Origin of the sequence: Planococcus liqunii (genome assembly GCF_030413595.1) — a bacterium.
Taxonomy (GTDB): domain Bacteria; phylum Bacillota; class Bacilli; order Bacillales_A; family Planococcaceae; genus Planococcus; species Planococcus liqunii.
This window is the reverse complement of sequence record NZ_CP129238.1, coordinates 1,964,187-1,982,648: the sequence shown is the minus strand read 5'-3', so window position 1 is coordinate 1,982,648 and position 18,462 is coordinate 1,964,187. Positions and strand designations below refer to the sequence as shown.

The 18,462-nt window shown below is 47.8% G+C and carries 17 protein-coding genes; 13 read left to right on the top strand and 4 right to left on the bottom strand.

Going from position 1 to position 18,462, the window contains the following annotated elements; translation table 11 throughout:
- Nucleotides 1-303: 303 nt before the first annotated feature.
- Both ptsP and QWY22_RS10050 read right to left on the bottom strand, forming a co-directional pair.
- Complete coding sequence (gene ptsP, locus QWY22_RS10055; protein WP_300980747.1) at nucleotides 304-2,016, bottom strand: phosphoenolpyruvate--protein phosphotransferase; 1,713 nt, start codon at nucleotides 2,014-2,016, stop codon at nucleotides 304-306.
- Nucleotides 2,016-2,282 (bottom strand): phosphocarrier protein HPr, encoded by a 267-nt coding sequence (locus QWY22_RS10050; protein ID WP_036804699.1) that lies wholly within the window; start codon nucleotides 2,280-2,282, stop codon nucleotides 2,016-2,018. Before QWY22_RS10050 ends, ptsP begins: the two co-directional genes overlap by 1 nt.
- Before the next feature lie 178 nt (nucleotides 2,283-2,460).
- Here QWY22_RS10050 and QWY22_RS10045 point away from each other — a divergent pair, with 178 nt between their 5' ends.
- The 5 genes from QWY22_RS10045 (at nucleotide 2,461) to QWY22_RS10025 (ending at nucleotide 9,789) form a co-directional block, all read left to right on the top strand.
- A complete protein-coding gene (locus QWY22_RS10045; protein WP_300980746.1) occupies nucleotides 2,461-3,213 on the top strand; it encodes a DeoR/GlpR family DNA-binding transcription regulator in 753 nt (250 codons plus the stop codon).
- Nucleotides 3,210-4,142 carry a 1-phosphofructokinase gene (gene pfkB, locus QWY22_RS10040; protein ID WP_300980745.1) on the top strand — a complete coding sequence of 311 codons (933 nt, stop codon included), beginning with the start codon at nucleotides 3,210-3,212 and terminating at the stop codon, nucleotides 4,140-4,142. Before QWY22_RS10045 ends, pfkB begins: the two co-directional genes overlap by 4 nt.
- Entirely contained in the window at nucleotides 4,139-6,055 is a 1,917-nt protein-coding gene (locus QWY22_RS10035; protein WP_300984295.1) for a PTS fructose transporter subunit IIABC, read from the top strand. The genes pfkB and QWY22_RS10035 overlap by 4 nt, the downstream gene beginning before the upstream one ends.
- Before the next feature lie 195 nt (nucleotides 6,056-6,250).
- On the top strand, nucleotides 6,251-8,365 hold the full coding sequence (locus tag QWY22_RS10030; RefSeq protein WP_300984294.1) for a sensor domain-containing protein: 2,115 nt from the start codon (nucleotides 6,251-6,253) through the stop codon (nucleotides 8,363-8,365).
- A 191-nt stretch (nucleotides 8,366-8,556) separates the two neighbouring features.
- On the top strand, nucleotides 8,557-9,789 hold the full coding sequence (locus QWY22_RS10025; protein WP_300984293.1) for an AI-2E family transporter: 1,233 nt from the start codon (nucleotides 8,557-8,559) through the stop codon (nucleotides 9,787-9,789).
- Between the two features lie 125 nt (nucleotides 9,790-9,914).
- Here the strand turns inward: QWY22_RS10025 and QWY22_RS10020 are convergent, their stop codons facing one another.
- Nucleotides 9,915-10,109, bottom strand: coding sequence for a hypothetical protein (locus QWY22_RS10020; RefSeq protein WP_300984292.1), 195 nt, complete (start codon nucleotides 10,107-10,109; stop codon nucleotides 9,915-9,917).
- An 81-nt stretch (nucleotides 10,110-10,190) separates the two neighbouring features.
- On the opposite strand from QWY22_RS10020, the gene QWY22_RS10015 reads away from it, so the two are divergent.
- From QWY22_RS10015 to QWY22_RS09995, 5 genes are all read left to right on the top strand, one after another.
- The gene (locus QWY22_RS10015; RefSeq protein ID WP_300984291.1) at nucleotides 10,191-10,556 is read left to right on the top strand and encodes a nuclear transport factor 2 family protein; all 366 of its coding nucleotides are present in this window, start codon (nucleotides 10,191-10,193) and stop codon (nucleotides 10,554-10,556) included.
- Between the two features lie 270 nt (nucleotides 10,557-10,826).
- Nucleotides 10,827-11,546: a 3-ketoacyl-ACP reductase gene (locus QWY22_RS10010; RefSeq protein WP_300984290.1), complete on the top strand. Its 720-nt coding sequence runs from the start codon at nucleotides 10,827-10,829 to the stop codon at nucleotides 11,544-11,546.
- Nucleotides 11,547-11,650: 104 nt separating this feature from the next.
- Complete coding sequence (locus tag QWY22_RS10005; RefSeq protein ID WP_300984289.1) at nucleotides 11,651-12,106, top strand: SRPBCC family protein; 456 nt, start codon at nucleotides 11,651-11,653, stop codon at nucleotides 12,104-12,106.
- Nucleotides 12,107-12,195: 89 nt separating this feature from the next.
- The gene (locus QWY22_RS10000; RefSeq protein WP_300984288.1) at nucleotides 12,196-12,732 is read left to right on the top strand and encodes a P-loop NTPase family protein; all 537 of its coding nucleotides are present in this window, start codon (nucleotides 12,196-12,198) and stop codon (nucleotides 12,730-12,732) included.
- Nucleotides 12,733-13,242: 510 nt separating this feature from the next.
- Nucleotides 13,243-13,899: a Yip1 family protein gene (locus tag QWY22_RS09995; RefSeq protein ID WP_300984287.1), complete on the top strand. Its 657-nt coding sequence runs from the start codon at nucleotides 13,243-13,245 to the stop codon at nucleotides 13,897-13,899.
- Nucleotides 13,900-14,161: 262 nt separating this feature from the next.
- Here the strand turns inward: QWY22_RS09995 and QWY22_RS19595 are convergent, their stop codons facing one another.
- Nucleotides 14,162-14,257: a putative holin-like toxin gene (locus tag QWY22_RS19595; protein ID WP_220629479.1), complete on the bottom strand. Its 96-nt coding sequence runs from the start codon at nucleotides 14,255-14,257 to the stop codon at nucleotides 14,162-14,164.
- Between the two features lie 549 nt (nucleotides 14,258-14,806).
- Between QWY22_RS19595 and QWY22_RS09990 the strand changes: the two genes are divergently transcribed.
- The 3 genes from QWY22_RS09990 (at nucleotide 14,807) to QWY22_RS09980 (ending at nucleotide 18,385) form a co-directional block, all read left to right on the top strand.
- Nucleotides 14,807-15,604, top strand: coding sequence for an MBL fold metallo-hydrolase (locus tag QWY22_RS09990; protein WP_300984286.1), 798 nt, complete (start codon nucleotides 14,807-14,809; stop codon nucleotides 15,602-15,604).
- A gap of 184 nt (nucleotides 15,605-15,788) precedes the next feature.
- On the top strand, nucleotides 15,789-16,157 hold the full coding sequence (locus tag QWY22_RS09985) for a GNAT family N-acetyltransferase (RefSeq protein ID WP_367281310.1): 369 nt from the start codon (nucleotides 15,789-15,791) through the stop codon (nucleotides 16,155-16,157).
- Nucleotides 16,158-16,378: 221 nt separating this feature from the next.
- Nucleotides 16,379-18,385, top strand: coding sequence for an ABC1 kinase family protein (locus QWY22_RS09980; RefSeq protein ID WP_300984285.1), 2,007 nt, complete (start codon nucleotides 16,379-16,381; stop codon nucleotides 18,383-18,385).
- Nucleotides 18,386-18,462 lie beyond the last annotated feature (77 nt).

Here is an 18,462-nt window from a genome sequence, read left to right as displayed (position 1 = left end):
AAATAAAGTCCAACCCGAATGAATAACAATGGTAAATTCAACCATTCTGACCAATCGGCATTTATAGTCTTGGCTTCGGTCTCCTGGAATTACTTAAACACAAGTCTTCGTAACCCATGAATTGAATATTCAACCAAGACGGTGGTCTAAAAGAATGCACTTTTTTATATTTGATACATTTATTCATTATCCATTCAATTTTCATTTGTTAACCATTCTCTATTCATTCATTCATTATTCAAATGAAATTATGTTTTGCAAACTTAAAGCCAAAGGAGCACTGGGGCTCCTTTGGCTTTTGTTTTACATATTCGCTTTTACATAGTCCGCCACTTCGGCTGACGTATCCATCGCTAAAATGCGGTCGATATGCGTTTCCATATCGGCTTTTGACAATTTGCTGATCTGTGAGCGGGCTTTCAGGATGGACGAAGCGCTCATCGAGAACTCATCCAGCCCTAAGCCGAGGAGAATCGGAATCGCAATTTCGTCTCCTGCCATTTCGCCGCACATGCCGGTCCATTTGCCTTCGCGGTGGGAGGCATCGATGACCATTTTCACCAGGCGCAAAATCGCCGGATTGAAAGGCTGGTACAAATACGATACGTTTTCGTTCATGCGGTCGGCGGCCATCGTGTACTGGATCAGATCGTTCGTGCCAATCGAGAAAAAGTCCACTTCTTTGGCGAATGTATCTGCCATGACCGCCGTTGAAGGAATTTCGACCATGATGCCGATTTCAATCGAATCGCTGACTTCGATGCCTTCTGCCTGCAGCTTCGCTTTTTCGTCTTCGACCAGCGCTTTTGCCTGGCGGAATTCATCCAGCGTCGCAATCATCGGGAACATGATCTTCAAATTGCCGTGGACGCTGGCGCGAAGCAATGCACGCAGCTGCGTCCGGAACATATCCGGCATTTCCAGGCATAAACGGATGGCCCGCAAGCCCAGGAAGGGATTTAATTCTTTCGGCAATTGCAGATAAGACAATTCTTTATCGCCGCCGATGTCCAATGTGCGGACGACGGTCGGTTTGCCTTCCATTGCTTTTAGCACCGACGAGTACGCTTCGTACTGCTCGTCTTCGGTAGGGAACTGGTCACGTCCCATGTACAGGAACTCTGTCCGGTACAAGCCGATCGCTTCGCCGCCGTTTTCAAGAACACCAGCCGTGTCTTTCGGCGTTCCGATGTTGGCGCCAAGTTCCACGGCGTGGCCGTCTGTTGTCACTGTCGGTTCATTTTTCAGTTTTGCCCATTCCGCTTTTTGGCGGTCATACTGAGCCTTTTTCTCTTCATATTCGGCAACCGTTTCGCTGTCCGGATCGAGGATGATGTGGCCATCCAAACCGTCAACGATGACAAGCGTGCCGTTTTCAATTGAAGCCATCGCTTCTTTAGCGCCGACTACCGCCGGGATTTCGAGCGTGCGGGCTAGGATCGCCGAATGCGAAGTGCGTCCGCCGATGTCGGTAATGAACGCTTTGACAAAAGTTGGGTCCAACTGGACCGTATCGGAAGGCGTCAAATCTTCCGCAATGATGATGACTTCTTCGGAAATCATGCTTGGGCTCTGTATCGTTACGCCCAACAGGTGGGACAAGACCCGTTTGGTCACATCGCGGATATCCGCGGCGCGTTCTTTCATGTAATCGTTGTCCATCGCTTCAAACATCTGAATAAACATATTTGCGGTTTCCTGCAACGCGTATTCAGCATTTGCTTGTTCGTTTTCAATTTTTTCCTTGATGGGCCCGATCAATTCCGGGTCGCTTAACACGAGAAGGTGAGCGCCGAAAATTGCGGCTTCCTTATCGCTGATTTGCTTGGCGGTGCGTTCTTTGATGACTTCAAGTTCAGATGTGGATTGGTTTAATGCGGCTTCAAAACGGGACACTTCCTGCGCTGCATCCGTTACTGTTGTTTTTTCAACATTCAGTTCCGGATTTTCAAGGCGAAAAGCTTTTGCGATGGCAATCCCATTCGAAGCTGCAATTCCGGATAATGTTTTTTTCATTAGTTTGAAAGCCCCTCAGACGCCATGACCTGGCTGACTTGAGCCAATGCTTCTTCCTCGTCTTCGCCGTTTGCTGCCACCGTAACTGTTGATCCAGAAGCCACTCCAAGAGACATCACACCTAAAATCGATTTCAAGTTTACTTTTTTGCCTTTGTGCTCAAGTGTAATATCGGATTTGAATTTCGATAAAGAACCTACCAATGCGGATGCTGGACGTGCGTGGATACCTGCTTCATCTGTGATTGTGAATTGTTTTTCTACCATGTAAAATTCCTCCTAATATGAATGATTGTCTTTGATCGTTTTCAATCTCTATTATGAACGATTTTGATTGAAAATAAAATCAAATGACTGTTTTTGATTGCTTATGAATGATTATGATTGATTTTGGAAGCGATTTCAAGTATTATCTATTTAACGAACTAGCAAAGAAGGTGAATAGATGTTAACGAACGAACGCCATGACTTTATTTTAAAGCTGCTAGAAGAAAAACAGACGATCAAAATTCAGGACATCGTCGAATTGACGGCCGCTTCCGAGTCGACAATCCGGCGGGACTTGACCGAACTTGAAAACCGGCAAAAATTGGAGCGCGTTTTTGGCGGCGCTGTCCTGCCGGGCCGCAACTTGGCGGAACCGAGTGTCGCCGACAAATCGGCGCAGAACCTCCAGGAAAAAATCAACCTTGCCAAATTTGCATCCGGTTTTGTCCAGCAAGGCGACAGCGTATTTTTGGATGCCGGCACCACGACTTTTCAAATGATCCCTTTTCTGATGGAAAAAGATTTGGTTGTCGTCACGAATGGGTTGACGCTTGTCGAAGCTTTAAATGAACAAGGCATCACCACTTATTTGACCGGCGGGATGATTAAGCCGAGAACCGGTGCACTGGTCGGGGCTCAAACAATCCAATCCCTAAAAAATTACCGCTTTGACATCTGTTTCTTGGGCGTCAACGGGTTTCATCCTGATTATGGATACACAACGCCGGATCCGGAAGAAGCCGCCGTCAAAAAAATGGCCAGTTCCTTGGCCCGTAAAACTTATGTGCTGGCCGACCATTCAAAATCCAATAAAGTAAGCTTTGCAAAAATCATGGATTTGGAAGAGGCGACATTGGTCGTGGATGAATTGTCCGCTGATACATTCGAAATACTTGAAAAAAAGACAACCGTAAAGGTGGGAAAAGCATGATCTATACGTGCACCATTACACCATCTATAGACTACACCACCTATTTACCCAAATTCAAGACGGGGAAACTGAACCGGACGGCCGATGTGCATTATTATCCGGGAGGAAAAGGCATTAATGTTTCCCGCGTTTTGAACCGTTTAGGGACTGCAAGCAAAGCGCTGGGCTTTGCCGGCGGGTTTACAGGTAATTATATAGAAGAATTCCTCAACAATGAAGGCGTCTCGACAGATTTTATTGAAACTTCCGACATTACCCGGATCAATGTGAAAATCAAGTCCGAAGAAGAAACCGAATTGAACGGCCCAGGTCCGGTGCTGCAGGAAGCGCAATTGGACAAGCTGGCCAAAAAAGTGCGCTCGTTGGAAACAGGCGACTGGTTTGTGCTGGCCGGCAGCTTGCCGGCTTCCGTTCCGCAAGCTTATTTCCTGGAACTTGCAGCGATTTGCCAAAGCAAAGGTGTCCGTTTTGTCTTGGATACTTCAGGCCCTGCCTTAAAAGAATTGGTTGGAGCGAAGCCTTTCTTGATCAAGCCGAACGAGCATGAGCTGGGGGAATTGTTCGGTGTTGAAATCACCGGCAAGCAGCAGGCCGTTTTCTACGCTTCCAAATTGGTCCGAAACGGCATTGAAAATGTCATCGTTTCCATGGGAGGAGAAGGGGCGTTATTGGTCACGGCAAATGAGACCGTTGCCGCAGAAGCACCGAAAGGCCAAGTCGTCAATACGGTGGGATCCGGTGATTCGCTCGTTTCTGGTTTTATCGCTTCCTACGCCGCACAGGCGGACGCCGTGAAAGCGTTCCAATACGGAGTGGCATGCGGAAGCGCCACCGCGTTCCGATCGGATTTATGCGAAAAACAAGATGCAGAAGCGCTGCTCAGCCAAGTTGTTTTACACCCCATTACTGAAGAGGATGTGACCACATGAAAATCACGCAATTATTGACTGAATCAACCATTATCCTGGATGTTTCGGCTTCCTCTAAACCGGAAGTCATCGCTGAACTTGTCGCGCAGCTGGACCGTGCCGGGAAACTGAACGATCCCGCCCAGTTTACAAAAGACATTTTAGCGCGCGAAGAACAAAGCACCACAGGCATTGGAGAAGGCATCGCGATTCCGCATGCCAAATCCCGCGCTGTCAAAGAACCGGCCATTGCCTTCGGGCGCTCAAACAGCGGACTGGATTATGAATCGATGGACGGCCAGCCGGCCAACCTCTTTTTCATGATTGCCGCAACGGAAGGCGCAAATGACGCCCATCTTGAAGCCCTATCGCGTTTGGCTACGTTCCTGATGGATGGGAATTTCCGCTCGCGCATTCTGGCTGCTACAACGAAACAAGAGGTCCTGCAGGCCGTGACGGATAAAGAAATGGAAGAAGACGGACCGGTTGCACCGGAAGACGAACACACGGCGCCGGCCGGTACAGGCAAGCGCATCCTCGCTGTTACGGCTTGTCCGACGGGCATTGCCCATACGTATATGGCGGCTGAAAAGCTCAATGAACGGGCTAAAGAACGCGGCATTGACATCAAAGTGGAAACGAACGGCTCAAGCGGCGTGAAAAACCGGTTGACGGATGCCGATATCGCTGCAGCGGACGCCATCATTGTCGCCGCAGACACGAAAGTGGAAATGGCGCGGTTTGCCGGCAAGCCGGTCATCCAGACAAAAGTCGGCAAAGCCATTTACGAGACCGACAATTTATTGGACCGCGCGATGACAGGCGATGCACCGGTTTATCAGCACGACAAATCGAAAGACGATGCAGCGGGCACGGAATCCAAAGGGCTTTTCTACAAGCATTTGATGAACGGGGTTTCCAATATGCTGCCGTTTGTGGTCGGCGGCGGGATCTTGATCGCCATTTCGTTTTTCTGGGGCATCAATGCTTCGAACCCGGACAGTCCCGAATACAATGAATTTGCAGCCATGCTCAACACAATTGGCGGCGGCAATGCGTTCTTCCTGATGGTTCCGGTACTTGCCGGCTTTATCGCGATGAGCATCGCGGAACGGCCCGGATTTGCACCGGGTATGATCGGCGGGTTAATTGCCATCACGGTAACAGGTGTTGAAGGGGCAAGCGGCGGTTCCGGTTTCCTCGGCGGTTTGATTGCTGGTTTCCTGGCCGGTTACGTCACGCTTCTCGTAAAACGTGTTTTCTCCGTCTTGCCGAATTCGCTTGAAGGTTTGAAACCGGTGCTGTTCTTCCCGGTATTCAGCATTGCCATCACCGGCATCATTATGATGCTCGTGAATCCGCAGCTGACAAAAGTCTATACTGCCATTTCAGCGTTTCTTGAAAGCCTTGGCGGCACGAACCTGGTGCTGGTCGGCCTGCTGCTCGGCGGCATGATGGCAATTGATATGGGCGGCCCAATCAACAAAGCGGCCTACACATTCGGCATTGCGATGCTTGATGCGCAAAACTTCAATTTCATGGCCACTGTGATGGCGGCCGGCATGGTACCGCCGCTTGGCATGGCCATTGCGACAACGATGTTCAAAAACAAATTCACGAAACCGGAACGCGAAGCCGGCAAGACCGCTTACGTTCTAGGTGCCTGCTTTATTACGGAAGGCGTCATTCCGTTTGCCGCAGCTGATCCGGCACGCGTTATTCCGGCATCTGTTGCAGGTGCAGCCTTTACCGGTGCACTGGTTATGCTGTTTGACATCAGCCTTCGCGCTCCGCACGGCGGCGTGTTCGTCATGGGCTTGGTGGACGGCGGCGTAATGAAAGTCCTTCTCTACGCTGCAGCTATCATTGCTGGTGCGATTGTCACAGCTATTGTGGCAGGACTTCTGAAAAAGAAAGTCGTTGCAGCTGCATAACCACCAAAGCCGTTCCCGGAAACCGGGGACGGTTTTTTTTTGCGTGGAGATTTCGCATCAGCAGCGTTTTATAACAGTAAAAAAAATCCAGAAATTATTATGGATTAGGCTTAGCTTCCCATTAAAAGTGGTAAAATATTAATTAATAGGCAAACTGACAGCTGCCGGGCATTGATGCACCAAGGAGGTTACAAAATGAAAAGAAACAGCAAAGGATATTACGGCATAGCAACAGGCAATGCCCTGCCGGCAGTTCCCGAAGAAGTCCGGCTGCTGACTGAATTATTCGGGAGCTTAGTCGAAGATGCTAGCGTCTGCATGTATATTTTAAACGGCGATGCCTTCACTTATTTTAATCAGGCATTCTGCATGTTTACAGGCTATTCAAAAGAGGAAATCATCGGCCATGAAAAAGCGCTGGAATTGATCATTCATCCAGAGGACTTGCAGGTCGTAAAACGGCATATTTATGAGCGCCTCCATGAAGGGGCTTTAGAGTCCCGCTACCGTGTGCGGGTGATCCGAAAAGACGGTTCGCTTGTCCATAGCGAAATCCATTCCAGGAAATCAAGCATCAACGGCGAAATTGTGATGGCAGGAGCTGTGATCGATGTTACCGAAGAAGTGACCGCTGCCCTGCGGCTAAAGGAAAACAACGAGCGCTTCCATTCGCTTTTTTACAGCAATCCGGATGCGATTTTTGCTTTCGATTCTACTGGCACATTCACAGATGCCAATCCGAGCTGTGAGGCGTTGACCGGGTTTACGATTCCGGAACTGCTTCAAATGCCGTTTGCGCCGCTCGTCCTGCCCGATCATTTGCCGAAAACCCTCACTTATTTCCAAGAGGCGCTTCAAGGCCGCACCAATCATTATGAAATCGTCATCTATCATAAAAACGGCACCCACTTGAACTTGGAAATCACCAATTTTCCGAAAAAGCAGGACGGTGCAATTGTCGGAGCGTACGGCATTGCCAAAGATATAACCGATAAAGTGCGCTACAAGCAGCAAATGGAAAACCTGGCGTTTTACGATCCTTTGACCAAATTGCCAAACCGGCGTTTGTTTGAAGACCGGGTCCAGCAAGCGATTGAGTTCTCGAAAATCAGCGATGCCAATCCGGCTGTGCTGTTTCTGGATTTGGACCGGTTCAAGTTCATCAACGATTCGCTGGGGCATCATTTCGGCGATGAATTTTTAAAAACGTTCTCTTTGCGGCTGCAGGAAAATCTCCGGAAAGGCGATACCGTAGCGCGGATTGCCGGGGATGAATTTGCCGTCTTGCTGCCGACAGTGGAGATGAACGAAGCAGAGCGCATCGCTGCGCGGCTGGTGGCTATTTTGCGCGAACCGTTCGAAGTCGACGGCCATTCGGCCACCATTTCAGCGAGCATCGGCATCGCGTTTGCCGGTGAGCCGGGAGAACGGGCAGCGGGATTGATCCACAAAGCGGATACGGCAATGTATTTTACGAAAAAACACGGTTCCAATGATTATACGGTTTATTCCAAAGAACTCGATTTTAAAACCATCTACAAAGTAGCTATTGAAAAAGATTTGAAAAACGCCATTGAGAAAAAGGAACTTTGCCTCCATTACCAGCCGATCGTCAATTTGAAAACGGGCAAACTGGCTGCCATGGAAGCGTTGATCCGCTGGGACAATCCGACACTCGGTTTCGTGCCGCCGGATAATTTCATTCCGATTTCAGAAGAAAGCGGCGAAATCGTGCACATCGGCAAATGGGTGCTCGAAACCGCTTGCCGGCAACTCAAAGACTGGCAAGATGCCGGGCACCCACCGTTTAAAGTATGTGTCAACATCTCGACCATCCAGTTAAAACACCCGGATTTTGTGGCGACTGTGCAGCAGATATTGAAGGCCACGGGACTTTCTCCCAGATGGCTGGAACTGGAAGTCACAGAAAGCATCTTGATGGAAAACACAGAGATCGTAAAAGAAAGCCTGCAGCGATTGAAAGAGCTCGGCGTCTCCATGTCGATCGATGATTTTGGCACAGGCTATACATCGCTCAGCTACCTTCGCCAATTCGCTTTTGACCGGGTAAAAATCGACCGCAGTTTTATCGGGGATATCGAAGAGGATCTAAACGGCAAAGCCATCACGTCGTCCATCATCGCGCTTGCACATAAGCTGAATATCGGCGTCATCGCCGAAGGCATAGAAAATCAGGTCCAGCTTGGCTTTTTGGAAGAAGAGCTATGCGATGAAGGCCAAGGCTATTATTTCAGCCGCCCGAGGCCGGCTGCCCAAATCGATTTCCAGACATGGCCAAAGACCAACTGATTTTCAAAATCAGGTGTAAAATTAATAAAAAGGGGAAATTTATAAGTACGATTGGATGGGATTTACCAACCGATCTACCCGAACCGTTGCTTGAAGCAGCCTGTGTGCACTCTGAATAGATTGCGGAAGGGCTGCTTTTTTACTGTGAGGTTTTTCGTCTCTCTGCCGGTGAAGAAAGGAGGACGGCCGAAATGGAACCGGAAAAAGAGAAATTGAATTTGCGGGCAGCGGCGACTTGGTTCGGGAGATGGGTGCTGGACAATAAACTGGTGGCGATGTTGTTGATCAGCTTGCTCGTGCTGCTAAACTTCTATCTGCTGTCAAAAATCACATTTATTTTTTGGCCCATCCAGGGATTTTTCAGCGTCATGGGTTTGCCGCTGATCATGTCCGCCATTTTGTATTATTTGCTTAACCCGCTGATTGATTGGATGGAGGCAAAAAAGATTCCGCGCGTGAGCGGCATCCTCCTGGTATTCGCCCTTCTTCTTGGACTCATCATTTGGGGCGTGGCGATCCTGATCCCGATATTGCGGGAACAAGCCGAAAGTTTGCTGAACAATTTTCCGGATTACATCGACCGGCTGGTCATCCGGATCGATTCGCTCCTGCAAAGCGACGTCTTCTCACAGCTGCAGCGCCGCTTGACCGGAGATACAGAAGGCATCACAACTTCAATCACCGACCAGACCGATGATGTCGTCGATACTACGGTAACGGGCATCGGCAGTGTCGTCGGTGTGGTGTCGAATGTCGTACTGGCTTTCATTACGACACCGATCATCCTTTTTTTCCTATTGAAGGACGGCCATCACTTGCCGTATCACATCATGAATCTTGTGCCGTCCGCAATGCGCGAAAAAACTTACGTGCTGTTGAAAGAAATGAATAACCAAATCAGCCAATATATCCGCGGGCAGTTGCTGGTGGCATTTTTCGTCGGGCTTATGTTCTGGATCGGATTTTCGCTTATTGGGCTTGAATATGGGCTAATCCTGGCGATCCTGGCCGGTGTTCTCAATTTAATTCCTTTTTTGGGCTCTTTTATCGCCTTTGTTCCGATCGTGATTGTGGCGATAGTCGCCCATCCGCCGCTGATGCTCGCAAAAGTGCTAGCCGTGTTTTTTGTCGAACAGACACTCGAAGGCCGGATCATTCAGCCCTTGATTCTCGGCAACAACTTGAATATTCACCCTGTGACGATTATTGCGGTCCTGCTGACGGCGGGGCAATTATTCGGGCTTGCCGGTGTGGTTCTCGGGATTCCAATCTATGCCGTCTGCAAAGTGATTTTTGTCCATGCATTCATTTGGTACCAAAGCTATACCGGTCTGTACGAAGATGCCTATAACCCGGCGCCGCAGCCGCTCGTTTCCGAGAAAAAGCGCAAGAAGCAGATTATTCGGCGCAAAAAACAAAAGTAAGGCATGTGCTATGGAGTTAAGGGGGAAAGCTTCCCTTTTGTTGAATCAAGAGAGGAGGCAGGCCATTTTCAGCAGAAAAAAGGCACGAAAAAAACGAAACCATCAAAATGATTTCGTTTCTTTCGTCAGTCATTCAATGAATCGGCTGATTTTTTCGGTTTTCCCTGCCTTTTGGTATAGAAAGCAAAAGCAAAAAAGAAAATCGCTGTATTGAAGAAAAAGACGATGTCGTCAAACATTCCTTTAAACAGCAATATGTTGATCAAGGTCAGGATATGCATAAAGCCGAGTATGATCAGTAATATGGTCGAAGTTTTCATGAAGCGGTCCTCCATCTTTTGTTGTAGCTTAAGTGTACCGTAAATACGGCAAAAATCAAAAGAGCGAAAGGAGCAAACATCATGTCGGTTGTAACCAATCAGCAGTTTTTCACCAAAGTGAACCAGGCCTTTATCGACGGAGACATTGAATTTTTGGCTGACCATGTGACGGATGATGTGGCGTGGTCGATGTATGGCAATAAAATGATCGGACGCGAGGCCTTTTTAGACTGCGTCAAAGAAATGGGCATGGGCAATGAAACCAACGTGGCATTGACGATTGAAAATCTGATTGCAAGCGGAAACGAAGTGGCTTTAAAAGGGAAAATGCATGCAAATACGGACACGGGACAAGAAAAAGTGTATACCTACTGTGATATCTACGTCATGGACGGAGCCGGGAAAATAAAGGAACTGACGTCGTTCTATCTTGATATGAAAGAATGATTTTACAGAAGGAATTCTGCTGAATTAGAAGGGGGAAAGAAGGAATACTTAAGTCGATAGCTGTACGAATTACGAAGGCAATTACTAGGCGCATGGCCGCTGTTCGATGTTATCCCATTACAATGGACGTTTCATATGAGTCGGTCGCCTAATGGTCCGGCTCATATTTAATTTGCCGTCTTGGATTCCATCGTGTCTGAAGTGTAGAACTGCAGAAAGAGGGAATCAAGAAATTATGCAGGAGTAAGAAAACGAAAGGCGGAATGCATGATGGCGCAATCATTAAAAGGAAAAATCGCATTTATTACAGGAGCAGGTAAAGGCATTGGCCGTTCAACGGCTCTCGCCTTAGCGAATGAAGGCGTGCATGTCGGTCTAATCGCCCGCACGGAAAACGATTTGAAGGGAGTAGCGGAAGAAGCGGAAGCACTCGGCGTAAAAGCAGCCTATGCGACAGCGGACGTCTCTTCACTGGAACAAGTGGAACATGCCGTGTCCCAGTTGACGGAAGCCCTTGGCCAGGCGGACATCCTCATCAATAATGCCGGGATGGGCAGTTTCGGGCCGTTCCAGGAAATTGACCCGGCCGACTGGAAAAAGACGCTTGATGTTAATTTGCTTGGCATGTACTACGTGACGCGTACGGTACTTCCGCAATTGATTGAAAAAAACGGCGGCGACATCATCAATATCTCGTCGATGTCGGGACTTAAAGGGACAGCCGGGTCAAGTGCATACAGCGCTTCGAAGTTCGGGGTGCTCGGCATGACAGAAGCGTTGTCGCAGGAAGTGCGCAAACATAATATCCGGGTGTTTGCGTTGACGCCAAGCCGGGTCATCACCGATTTCGGCGGCGGAGAAGCGCCGGAAAACAGCAAAGAGAAATTCATGCAGCCGGAAGATATCGCGGAATACATCGTGGCGCAGCTGAAACTGCATCCGCGGATTTTCATCCCGACTTCCAGCCAGTGGGCGACCAATCCGTTTTGAAGAATACCGATCTCCGGCGGCTTCCCGCTTCCGGAGATTTTTTTGCGTCATTTATGATACGCTAGTGCCATGGAACGGATTAGCATCAGTGAGGAGAGAGTCGAATGGTAAAATGGAAAGAAGAGCGGGTGATTCCTGAAAACATCGAAACGGTGTGGCGTTTGTTCTCCGACAACAACGTCAAACGGCTTTTACCGAAAGTGGAAGAACACATCTTGCTTGAAAACAACGACGACGAAGCGGGAGCCAAACACGGGCAGAGCTATTACGAAGGTTCGCAATTGCAATATTACGTGGTGGAGACTCTTGCTTTTGAAGACCTTCCGGAGCGGAAATACCGTCACACGCGTTTTGTTTTGAGCCAATTGTTCCAAGTGGATTACCGCTATACGCTTGAAAAGGTATCAGACACGGAAACCCGCTTTGTTTACGAAGGTTCCCAAAAAGGGCTGACGATGACTGCTAAAGCAATGCTGCTTTCCGGAAGCAAAGCGAAGCGCCTGGAAACGGTTCATGTGTTCATGGACCGTGTGGAATCGGAAGCAGGCAAAGCTGAATAACGCTCCGGCAACTGCGAAAAACGCAGCTGCCGGCTTTTTTATGGAGAAAATGAAATGCAGCACCTATGAAAGAGGAGCGTTCGCTATAATTGAAAGAAAACAACAGAAGGCTGGAACAATACATGAGAATGTACATCATCGGTTCGGTGGGAAGCGGCAAGACGACACTGGCCAAAAAAGCAGCATTGGCATACCGCATTCCCCGTTTTGAAACGGATAATTTTGTCTGGGAGCGGAAGCCGGGCGGGGACGCGCGCAACAGCGAAGAAAAACGCAATAAGCTGTTTCAGGAAGCAGTGGAATTGCCCGAGTGGGTGATTGAAGGGGTGCACATCGGGTGGACCGATAAGGGACTGGAAAAAGCGGACAGGATTGTTTTTCTGGATTTCCCTCCCAGAACGCGGACGTGGCGCATCATCAAACGCTATATAAAACAGACGCTAATGCTGGAAAAGGCGAATTACCGGCAGACGCTTCGCATTTTTTTCAAGATGTTCGGTTGGAACCGTTATTTTGAGGAAACCATGAAGCCGGAATTCCTGGAAAAGTTGCAGCACTACCAAGCTAAAACAACAATTGTCAAAACACAGGCAGAGCTTCAAGCACTGAAGGTAGAAAATAAGTGAAAGGCGGATGGACAATCAGCAGAAGTATACGAAAGAAAAGGAAAAAAAGGAAATCCTAGAAATGCAATACGCTAATGAACAGAAAGTGGTCGGGAAAATCCTTCTTTAGAAACAGTCCTGCAACAAGAATTATTAATAAAATCGGGTTTTCGCTAATATATGTAGAAAACTACATAAGGGTAACATCAAAAAAAACAAAAACGCAATAAAAAAGGAGAACACAATGGAATTGAAAGAGATGCTTCAAGTTATTCAAACCTCAATGCCATACCTCAACATTCAGCAACTACAACGGTTCAGCGGATAGAGAAAGCATCTGGCAGCGAGTAGAGAAATTTTACGGGCTGCAGCCGGATTTCCACAAAATGATCCATGCAGTGAAGAAGAATGAAACAGTTCAATGGGACCATGTTTTGGATCATTTCAAGAAACTAAAATCTTCGAAATCAACGTGATTTCGAAACTTTCTTGCTGTTGGTCCGTATTACTAGAAAGAAAGAGGGGATTCAAATGGTGCAATTTAAAGAAAAAGGAAGTTATGGAGAAGTGAATCCGTTTACAGGCATCTGGCTGAAAACGAGAGAAACGGTCCGCTATGTGATTGAAGAAAAATCGATGGGGTTTGTCATCCTCTTAATGATTTTATCCGGCATCAGCAGTGCCCTTGTCGGAGCATTCGATTCGGAAATGAACCAAATGATGCCGGTATGGGGAATCATTTTAGGCTCCATTATTGCCGGGCCGATATTTATCCTGTTGGTTTATGCGATTATGGCTGGCGTTTATTTTATAACCGGCAAGCTTTTTAAAGGGACCGGGACTTATACAGAACTTTTTAAAGCGATAGGCGTTGCGGCCATCCCGCAAATCTGGCTGCTGCCGGTGTATTTGATTTGGGTATTGGCAGCTCCGGCAACCTATTTTGCAGAACCGCTTGGAACTTCAGGCGGCGCTGGCGAACTGGTCATCACCTTGGTCGGTTCCGTTCTGATAACCGTTGTGACGATCTGGAGCATTTTCATTAACGCCAAAGCGATTGGGGAAGCGCACCGGATTTCCAGCTGGAAAGGTTTTTTCACCATTATGATTCCGTCAATCGTTATCGGAATTATCATCGTTGCAATTGTGGTACTGATCGCTATTTTGTTTATAGGATTCTCCGTCTAAAAAGAAGACTCTGGTCTTCTTTTTTAATTTAGGAGCAACCTGAAGCAAGTGGGGGATGTTTCAAAACAATTGTTCTTCCTCCAAAAACATTGCATAATTGCAATCCTTTTCGGGAATGGTATAATGAATGAAGATCAGAACATAAAAAAAGACCAATGGGTGCTCGAACACCCATCGGCCAATAACAACGAGCATCGCTTCAAAGGCGATCGCATGTCAGTACCAAAGTAAACCGTACCTTATGCTGGGGAGCACAGGCGGTTTACTTTTTTTTCGAAAAAGTATATGACAACACTATGATTGAAACGATTAAGCCAGAAAAGCTAATCATCAATGTCAGTGCTTGAAAAACTGTCATTTGCATCACCTCCTTTCCCGTTCAGCAAAAACTGATTGGAAAGTGAGACATGCAACCGCCTATGAACGTCCACTAATTGCTACCTCTCTAATTATACCATACACACGTTCCCGTATTGAGGGATTTCTAAAAACAATAGACAATGATTTTGAAGAAAAAAGCCGGCAAGATTGAGTGTAGATCTCAATTTTGCTGGCTTTTTTTTGATGTAATCACGAAAGGGGGAAAGGAAAGTAAAAGAGAAAATGAAAAGCAGACGCACAAAGAAAAAAGGGCACTTGAAGCTAAGGAATGCCACACCATCGTTCATGTTTGAAGGAAGGGGCAGCAGCAGAGGATCGCACAAATTTGTTACATGGCTAAACGATTCGAAAAAGGAGAGAAAAGAGTAATAAATGTAGATATCTACATAAGGAATTATAAAAAAATTCAAAACCGCTCTTAAGAACGGAAAAACCAGCAAAAAATGAAGGACTACCCGTGCTTTGAGAAGAACCTTTTAAAGAGGGAAACGCGTTCAAGCTTTTGAAAAAGAAAGAAGGGGAATCAATGATCGAGATTTACCAGAAAGAAAATGTGGTTTGTGTGGAAGGCACGATTGAAAGTTTTGGCCGGAAAGTTTATGTCTATTTGGTTGATGGCATGTTGGTGGACACAGGGCCGGAAAAACTTCAGAAGGAACTGATACGCTTTTACAAAGAATATCCAATAGAACTGGTAGCACTTACACATAGCCATGAAGACCATACCGGAACAGCCGCCTGGATTCAGAAACATGTCAACATCCCGATTTATTTGCATCCTCAAAGCATTCGTCTTTGCGAGCAGCCGGGAGAGTATCCGGAATACCGCCAGCAAACCTGGGGCGGCCGAAAAGCATTCCATGCCTTGCCACTTCCTGAAACGATCCGCTCCCGCAGCCAGGAATGGACTGTCATCGAGACGCCTGGCCATGCAGATGACCATGTATCTTTTCTAGACGAAAAAACGGGACAGCTGTTTTCGGGGGATTTGTTTGTTGCCCCTAAAACTAAAGTCATCATGGACAGTGAATCGATTCCGCTCATTATGGATTCACTCCGCAAACTGCTGCAGTATGATTTTGACTCATTATTTTGCAGCCATTCCGGCTATTTTGAAAACGGACGGGAGATGATTGAGAAAAAGCTGCAAAATCTTGAAAACCTGACGTTGAAAATCCAATCCTTGAGCAAGGATGGCCTGTCGGTCGACGAAATCAAGCAGAAGATTTTCCCGCTCGACTATCCCATCATCGGCTTTTCAGAAAACCAATGGGATTCTCGGCATGTAGTCCGTTCTATTCTAGAAGGCCAACAATCCAAATAGAAAGTGGTTAGTTTTTGGAACTACCGATTGGAGCGGATTTTTTTGATTCGACTAATTGAAAGCGACCGCTTGCTGCTTCGGGTCTTTACTATACAAGATGCAAGCGCTGCAGAACGCTTCTGGGGCGATTCCGAAGTAATGGCCGCAATCAGGCGGGCCAACGCCGTTAGAAGTACTTCCACGCATCTTAGAGAGCTATAGCCAATGCCACGTTAAAAACGGAATTTCCGTATATGCCGTCATCGAAAAGGCATCCGGAAAGCTGATCGGTGCAGCCGGCTTTAATGTCCATGATTCACTTGAACAAGTGGAATTAATTTACCATTTTGCAAAAGACAGCTGGGGAAAAGGCTATGCGACCGAAGCCGCTTTGCTGTGCGTGCAACTGGCTAAAGAGCATTCTACTGTTCGCACGATTACGGCTTCTGCTGCGCCGGGGCACGAAAGCTCCATTCACGTGCTTCGGAAAGCCGGCCTGCGGTACATAGAGCTGCGCTGGTTTGACGACACCCAGCAAGAAGAACCGTATTTCGAACTGGCGGTAAATGATTGATCATTAAAATACCTATCGCCCCGTTTAAAATGATACGGGGCATATCGCATTGAGGACTACCTGGACCTTCCATAGGTCTTTTTTTATGGGAAGACTGAATTGTAAAAATTAATCATTCTACAGGACACAGCGAAACGAATCGGATAATGTTTGTTATACTAGGTAAATGAACTTTTCTTTTTTATTATTGCGACTATTTCCTTCCTGAAAGGAGACTGCGAATGGTTTATGCAATTCTGCTCTTAGAAGTGCTGCTCATTACCGTTTTCATTTATTTTGTCAGCGGACGTTTGATGGGGGCACAAGTCAATTTCACGAAACGGGTGCTGTCGGTCGTGCTCGGCGTGTCGCTGACGACGTTTGTTTATTGGTACTCCTATTTGCGTTATACCGATTATTTATCCGAAAGTGTCCTGAATACCGCGACAGACGTCAGCACGATTGTTTGGGTCGGCAGCATTCTCCTGATCTCGATGCTCCTGTACTTGCTCTTTGAATTGTTCGATCCGATCGAACTCGGAGCCAAGGGAGAGCGCATCACCGGCCGGAAGTTCATTTTTAAACGCCTGCAGCACCAATGGCGCCGGCAAAAACGGCTGCGCGAAGTGGTGGAAATCGCCCTCCGCAACGGAATTTCCAGAGCGTTGAAATACGCCAGGCACCGGGAAAACGACCGGGAACTGGCAATCGCGTTCCGGGATACGCTGGAACAAAGCGGCGGCATCTTCATCAAATTCGGCCAAGTGCTCTCTACGCGCACCGAACTGTTTCCTCCTGCGTTTGTCGAAGAACTGGGCACTTTGCAGCAACGGGTAAAGCCGCTGCCGAATAGCCAGGTCCAGGACATTTTGGAAAAATCCTTAGGCGGACGCTTTGAAGAAGTGTTTTCTTCCTTTGATATGGAGCCGCTTGCTGCCGCGTCCATCGGGCAAGTGCATAAAGCCGTCTTGAAAAAGGACAACCGCCACGTCGTGGTAAAATTGCTGCGGCCGGAAATCAAACGCATCATGCGCGACGATCTGAACATTCTGGTGGAATTTGCAGAATGGGTGTCGAACCGCTCCGCGTGGGCTGAAAACCTCGGGTTCCGTGAACTGGCGATCGGTTTTGCGGCAGGGCTGCGGGAAGAAATCAATTTCAACATCGAAATCCGCAACACGATCCAAATTACGAATGCCATGAAGAACAGTCCGTATCGAGTGCGCATTCCGCATGTCTATACCGAATACAGCAGCGACAAGCTGATTGTGATGGAATACGTGGAAGGCAAAAGCATCGCCCAAGGCAGCCGTGTCTTTCACCAGTTCGGCGGCAATGAAAAAGATTTCGCCCGGACGGTGCTATTTTCATTCTTTGAACAAATGCTGGATTCGGGCATTTTTCATGCAGATCCGCATCCGGGCAATATCTTTATCGATGAACAGGACGGCAAACCGATTCTGCTCGATTTCGGGGCAGTGGGGAGACTTGCTTCTCCGCAGCAGGAAGGGCTCAGTTTGTTCATCATCGGGGTGCAGCAAGGCGATGCGAGCGTCATTTACGACTCGATCATGCTGCTAGTGGAAGACAATCAGCAAATCGACCGGCACCGGTTCGAGCAAGCGATTGGGCAAATCCTGTTAAAGATTTCCTATGTCCACCGGATTCCCACAACGGAGCTGATTCATTCCTTATTTGACTTGGTGCGCGATTTCGGGCTGTCGTTCTATCCGTCTGTCGGAACGGCGCTCCGCTCACTCATTACACTCGACGGCACGCTGCATACCATCGATCCGACATTTGACATGTTTACAGAAGCTAAAACGTTTGCCCAAAAATACAAGTCGGATTTCCTGAAAAAGCCGTTCAAAGAACCGAAAGCTGTGAAAGAACGGTTGGAGAGCGAACTGGCTTTGGTAATTCCGGAACTGGTTCGGCTGCCTAAGCGATTGGACCGGCTGGTGGAACGGGTTGAAAGCGGCAAAATCATTCTGCATCACGATGTGTTCTCCGACCGGCACAATGCCAACTTCATCACGCAGATGTTTTCGCGCTTGGTGCTGTTGCTGACGGGTATTACATTCGGATTGATTTCCTCTGCCTTGCTGGCGATCGCCCAATTCATCAATACCGCCTACGCGGTGTACTTGAATACCGCGGCCTATACGGGCTTGTTCCTGTGCGTCATCCTGCTTGTCCGTCTATCGGTGCAGGCCATACGAGATATGAAGCGCAGCAACGACATTTAATACGGATGCCATCCAGCCTTAAGAGCTGGATGGTTTTTATTTGGGGAAAATAAGTTGACTAAGTCAACTATTAACGT

Bases quoted from the DNA above. Each gene is read 5' to 3' on its own strand.
- ptsP (WP_300980747.1), bottom strand. From the start codon at position 2,016: ATGAAAAAAACATTATCCGGAATTGCAGCTTCGAATGGGATTGCCATC.
- QWY22_RS10050 (WP_036804699.1), bottom strand. From the start codon at position 2,282: ATGGTAGAAAAACAATTCACAATCACAGATGAAGCAGGTATCCACGCA.
- QWY22_RS10045 (WP_300980746.1), top strand. From the start codon at position 2,461: ATGTTAACGAACGAACGCCATGACTTTATTTTAAAGCTGCTAGAAGAA.
- pfkB (WP_300980745.1), top strand. From the start codon at position 3,210: ATGATCTATACGTGCACCATTACACCATCTATAGACTACACCACCTAT.
- QWY22_RS10035 (WP_300984295.1), top strand. From the start codon at position 4,139: ATGAAAATCACGCAATTATTGACTGAATCAACCATTATCCTGGATGTT.
- QWY22_RS10030 (WP_300984294.1), top strand. From the start codon at position 6,251: ATGAAAAGAAACAGCAAAGGATATTACGGCATAGCAACAGGCAATGCC.
- QWY22_RS10025 (WP_300984293.1), top strand. From the start codon at position 8,557: ATGGAACCGGAAAAAGAGAAATTGAATTTGCGGGCAGCGGCGACTTGG.
- QWY22_RS10020 (WP_300984292.1), bottom strand. From the start codon at position 10,109: ATGAAAACTTCGACCATATTACTGATCATACTCGGCTTTATGCATATC.
- QWY22_RS10015 (WP_300984291.1), top strand. From the start codon at position 10,191: ATGTCGGTTGTAACCAATCAGCAGTTTTTCACCAAAGTGAACCAGGCC.
- QWY22_RS10010 (WP_300984290.1), top strand. From the start codon at position 10,827: ATGGCGCAATCATTAAAAGGAAAAATCGCATTTATTACAGGAGCAGGT.
- QWY22_RS10005 (WP_300984289.1), top strand. From the start codon at position 11,651: ATGGTAAAATGGAAAGAAGAGCGGGTGATTCCTGAAAACATCGAAACG.
- QWY22_RS09995 (WP_300984287.1), top strand. From the start codon at position 13,243: ATGGTGCAATTTAAAGAAAAAGGAAGTTATGGAGAAGTGAATCCGTTT.
- QWY22_RS19595 (WP_220629479.1), bottom strand. From the start codon at position 14,257: ATGACAGTTTTTCAAGCACTGACATTGATGATTAGCTTTTCTGGCTTA.
- QWY22_RS09990 (WP_300984286.1), top strand. From the start codon at position 14,807: ATGATCGAGATTTACCAGAAAGAAAATGTGGTTTGTGTGGAAGGCACG.
- QWY22_RS09980 (WP_300984285.1), top strand. From the start codon at position 16,379: ATGGTTTATGCAATTCTGCTCTTAGAAGTGCTGCTCATTACCGTTTTC.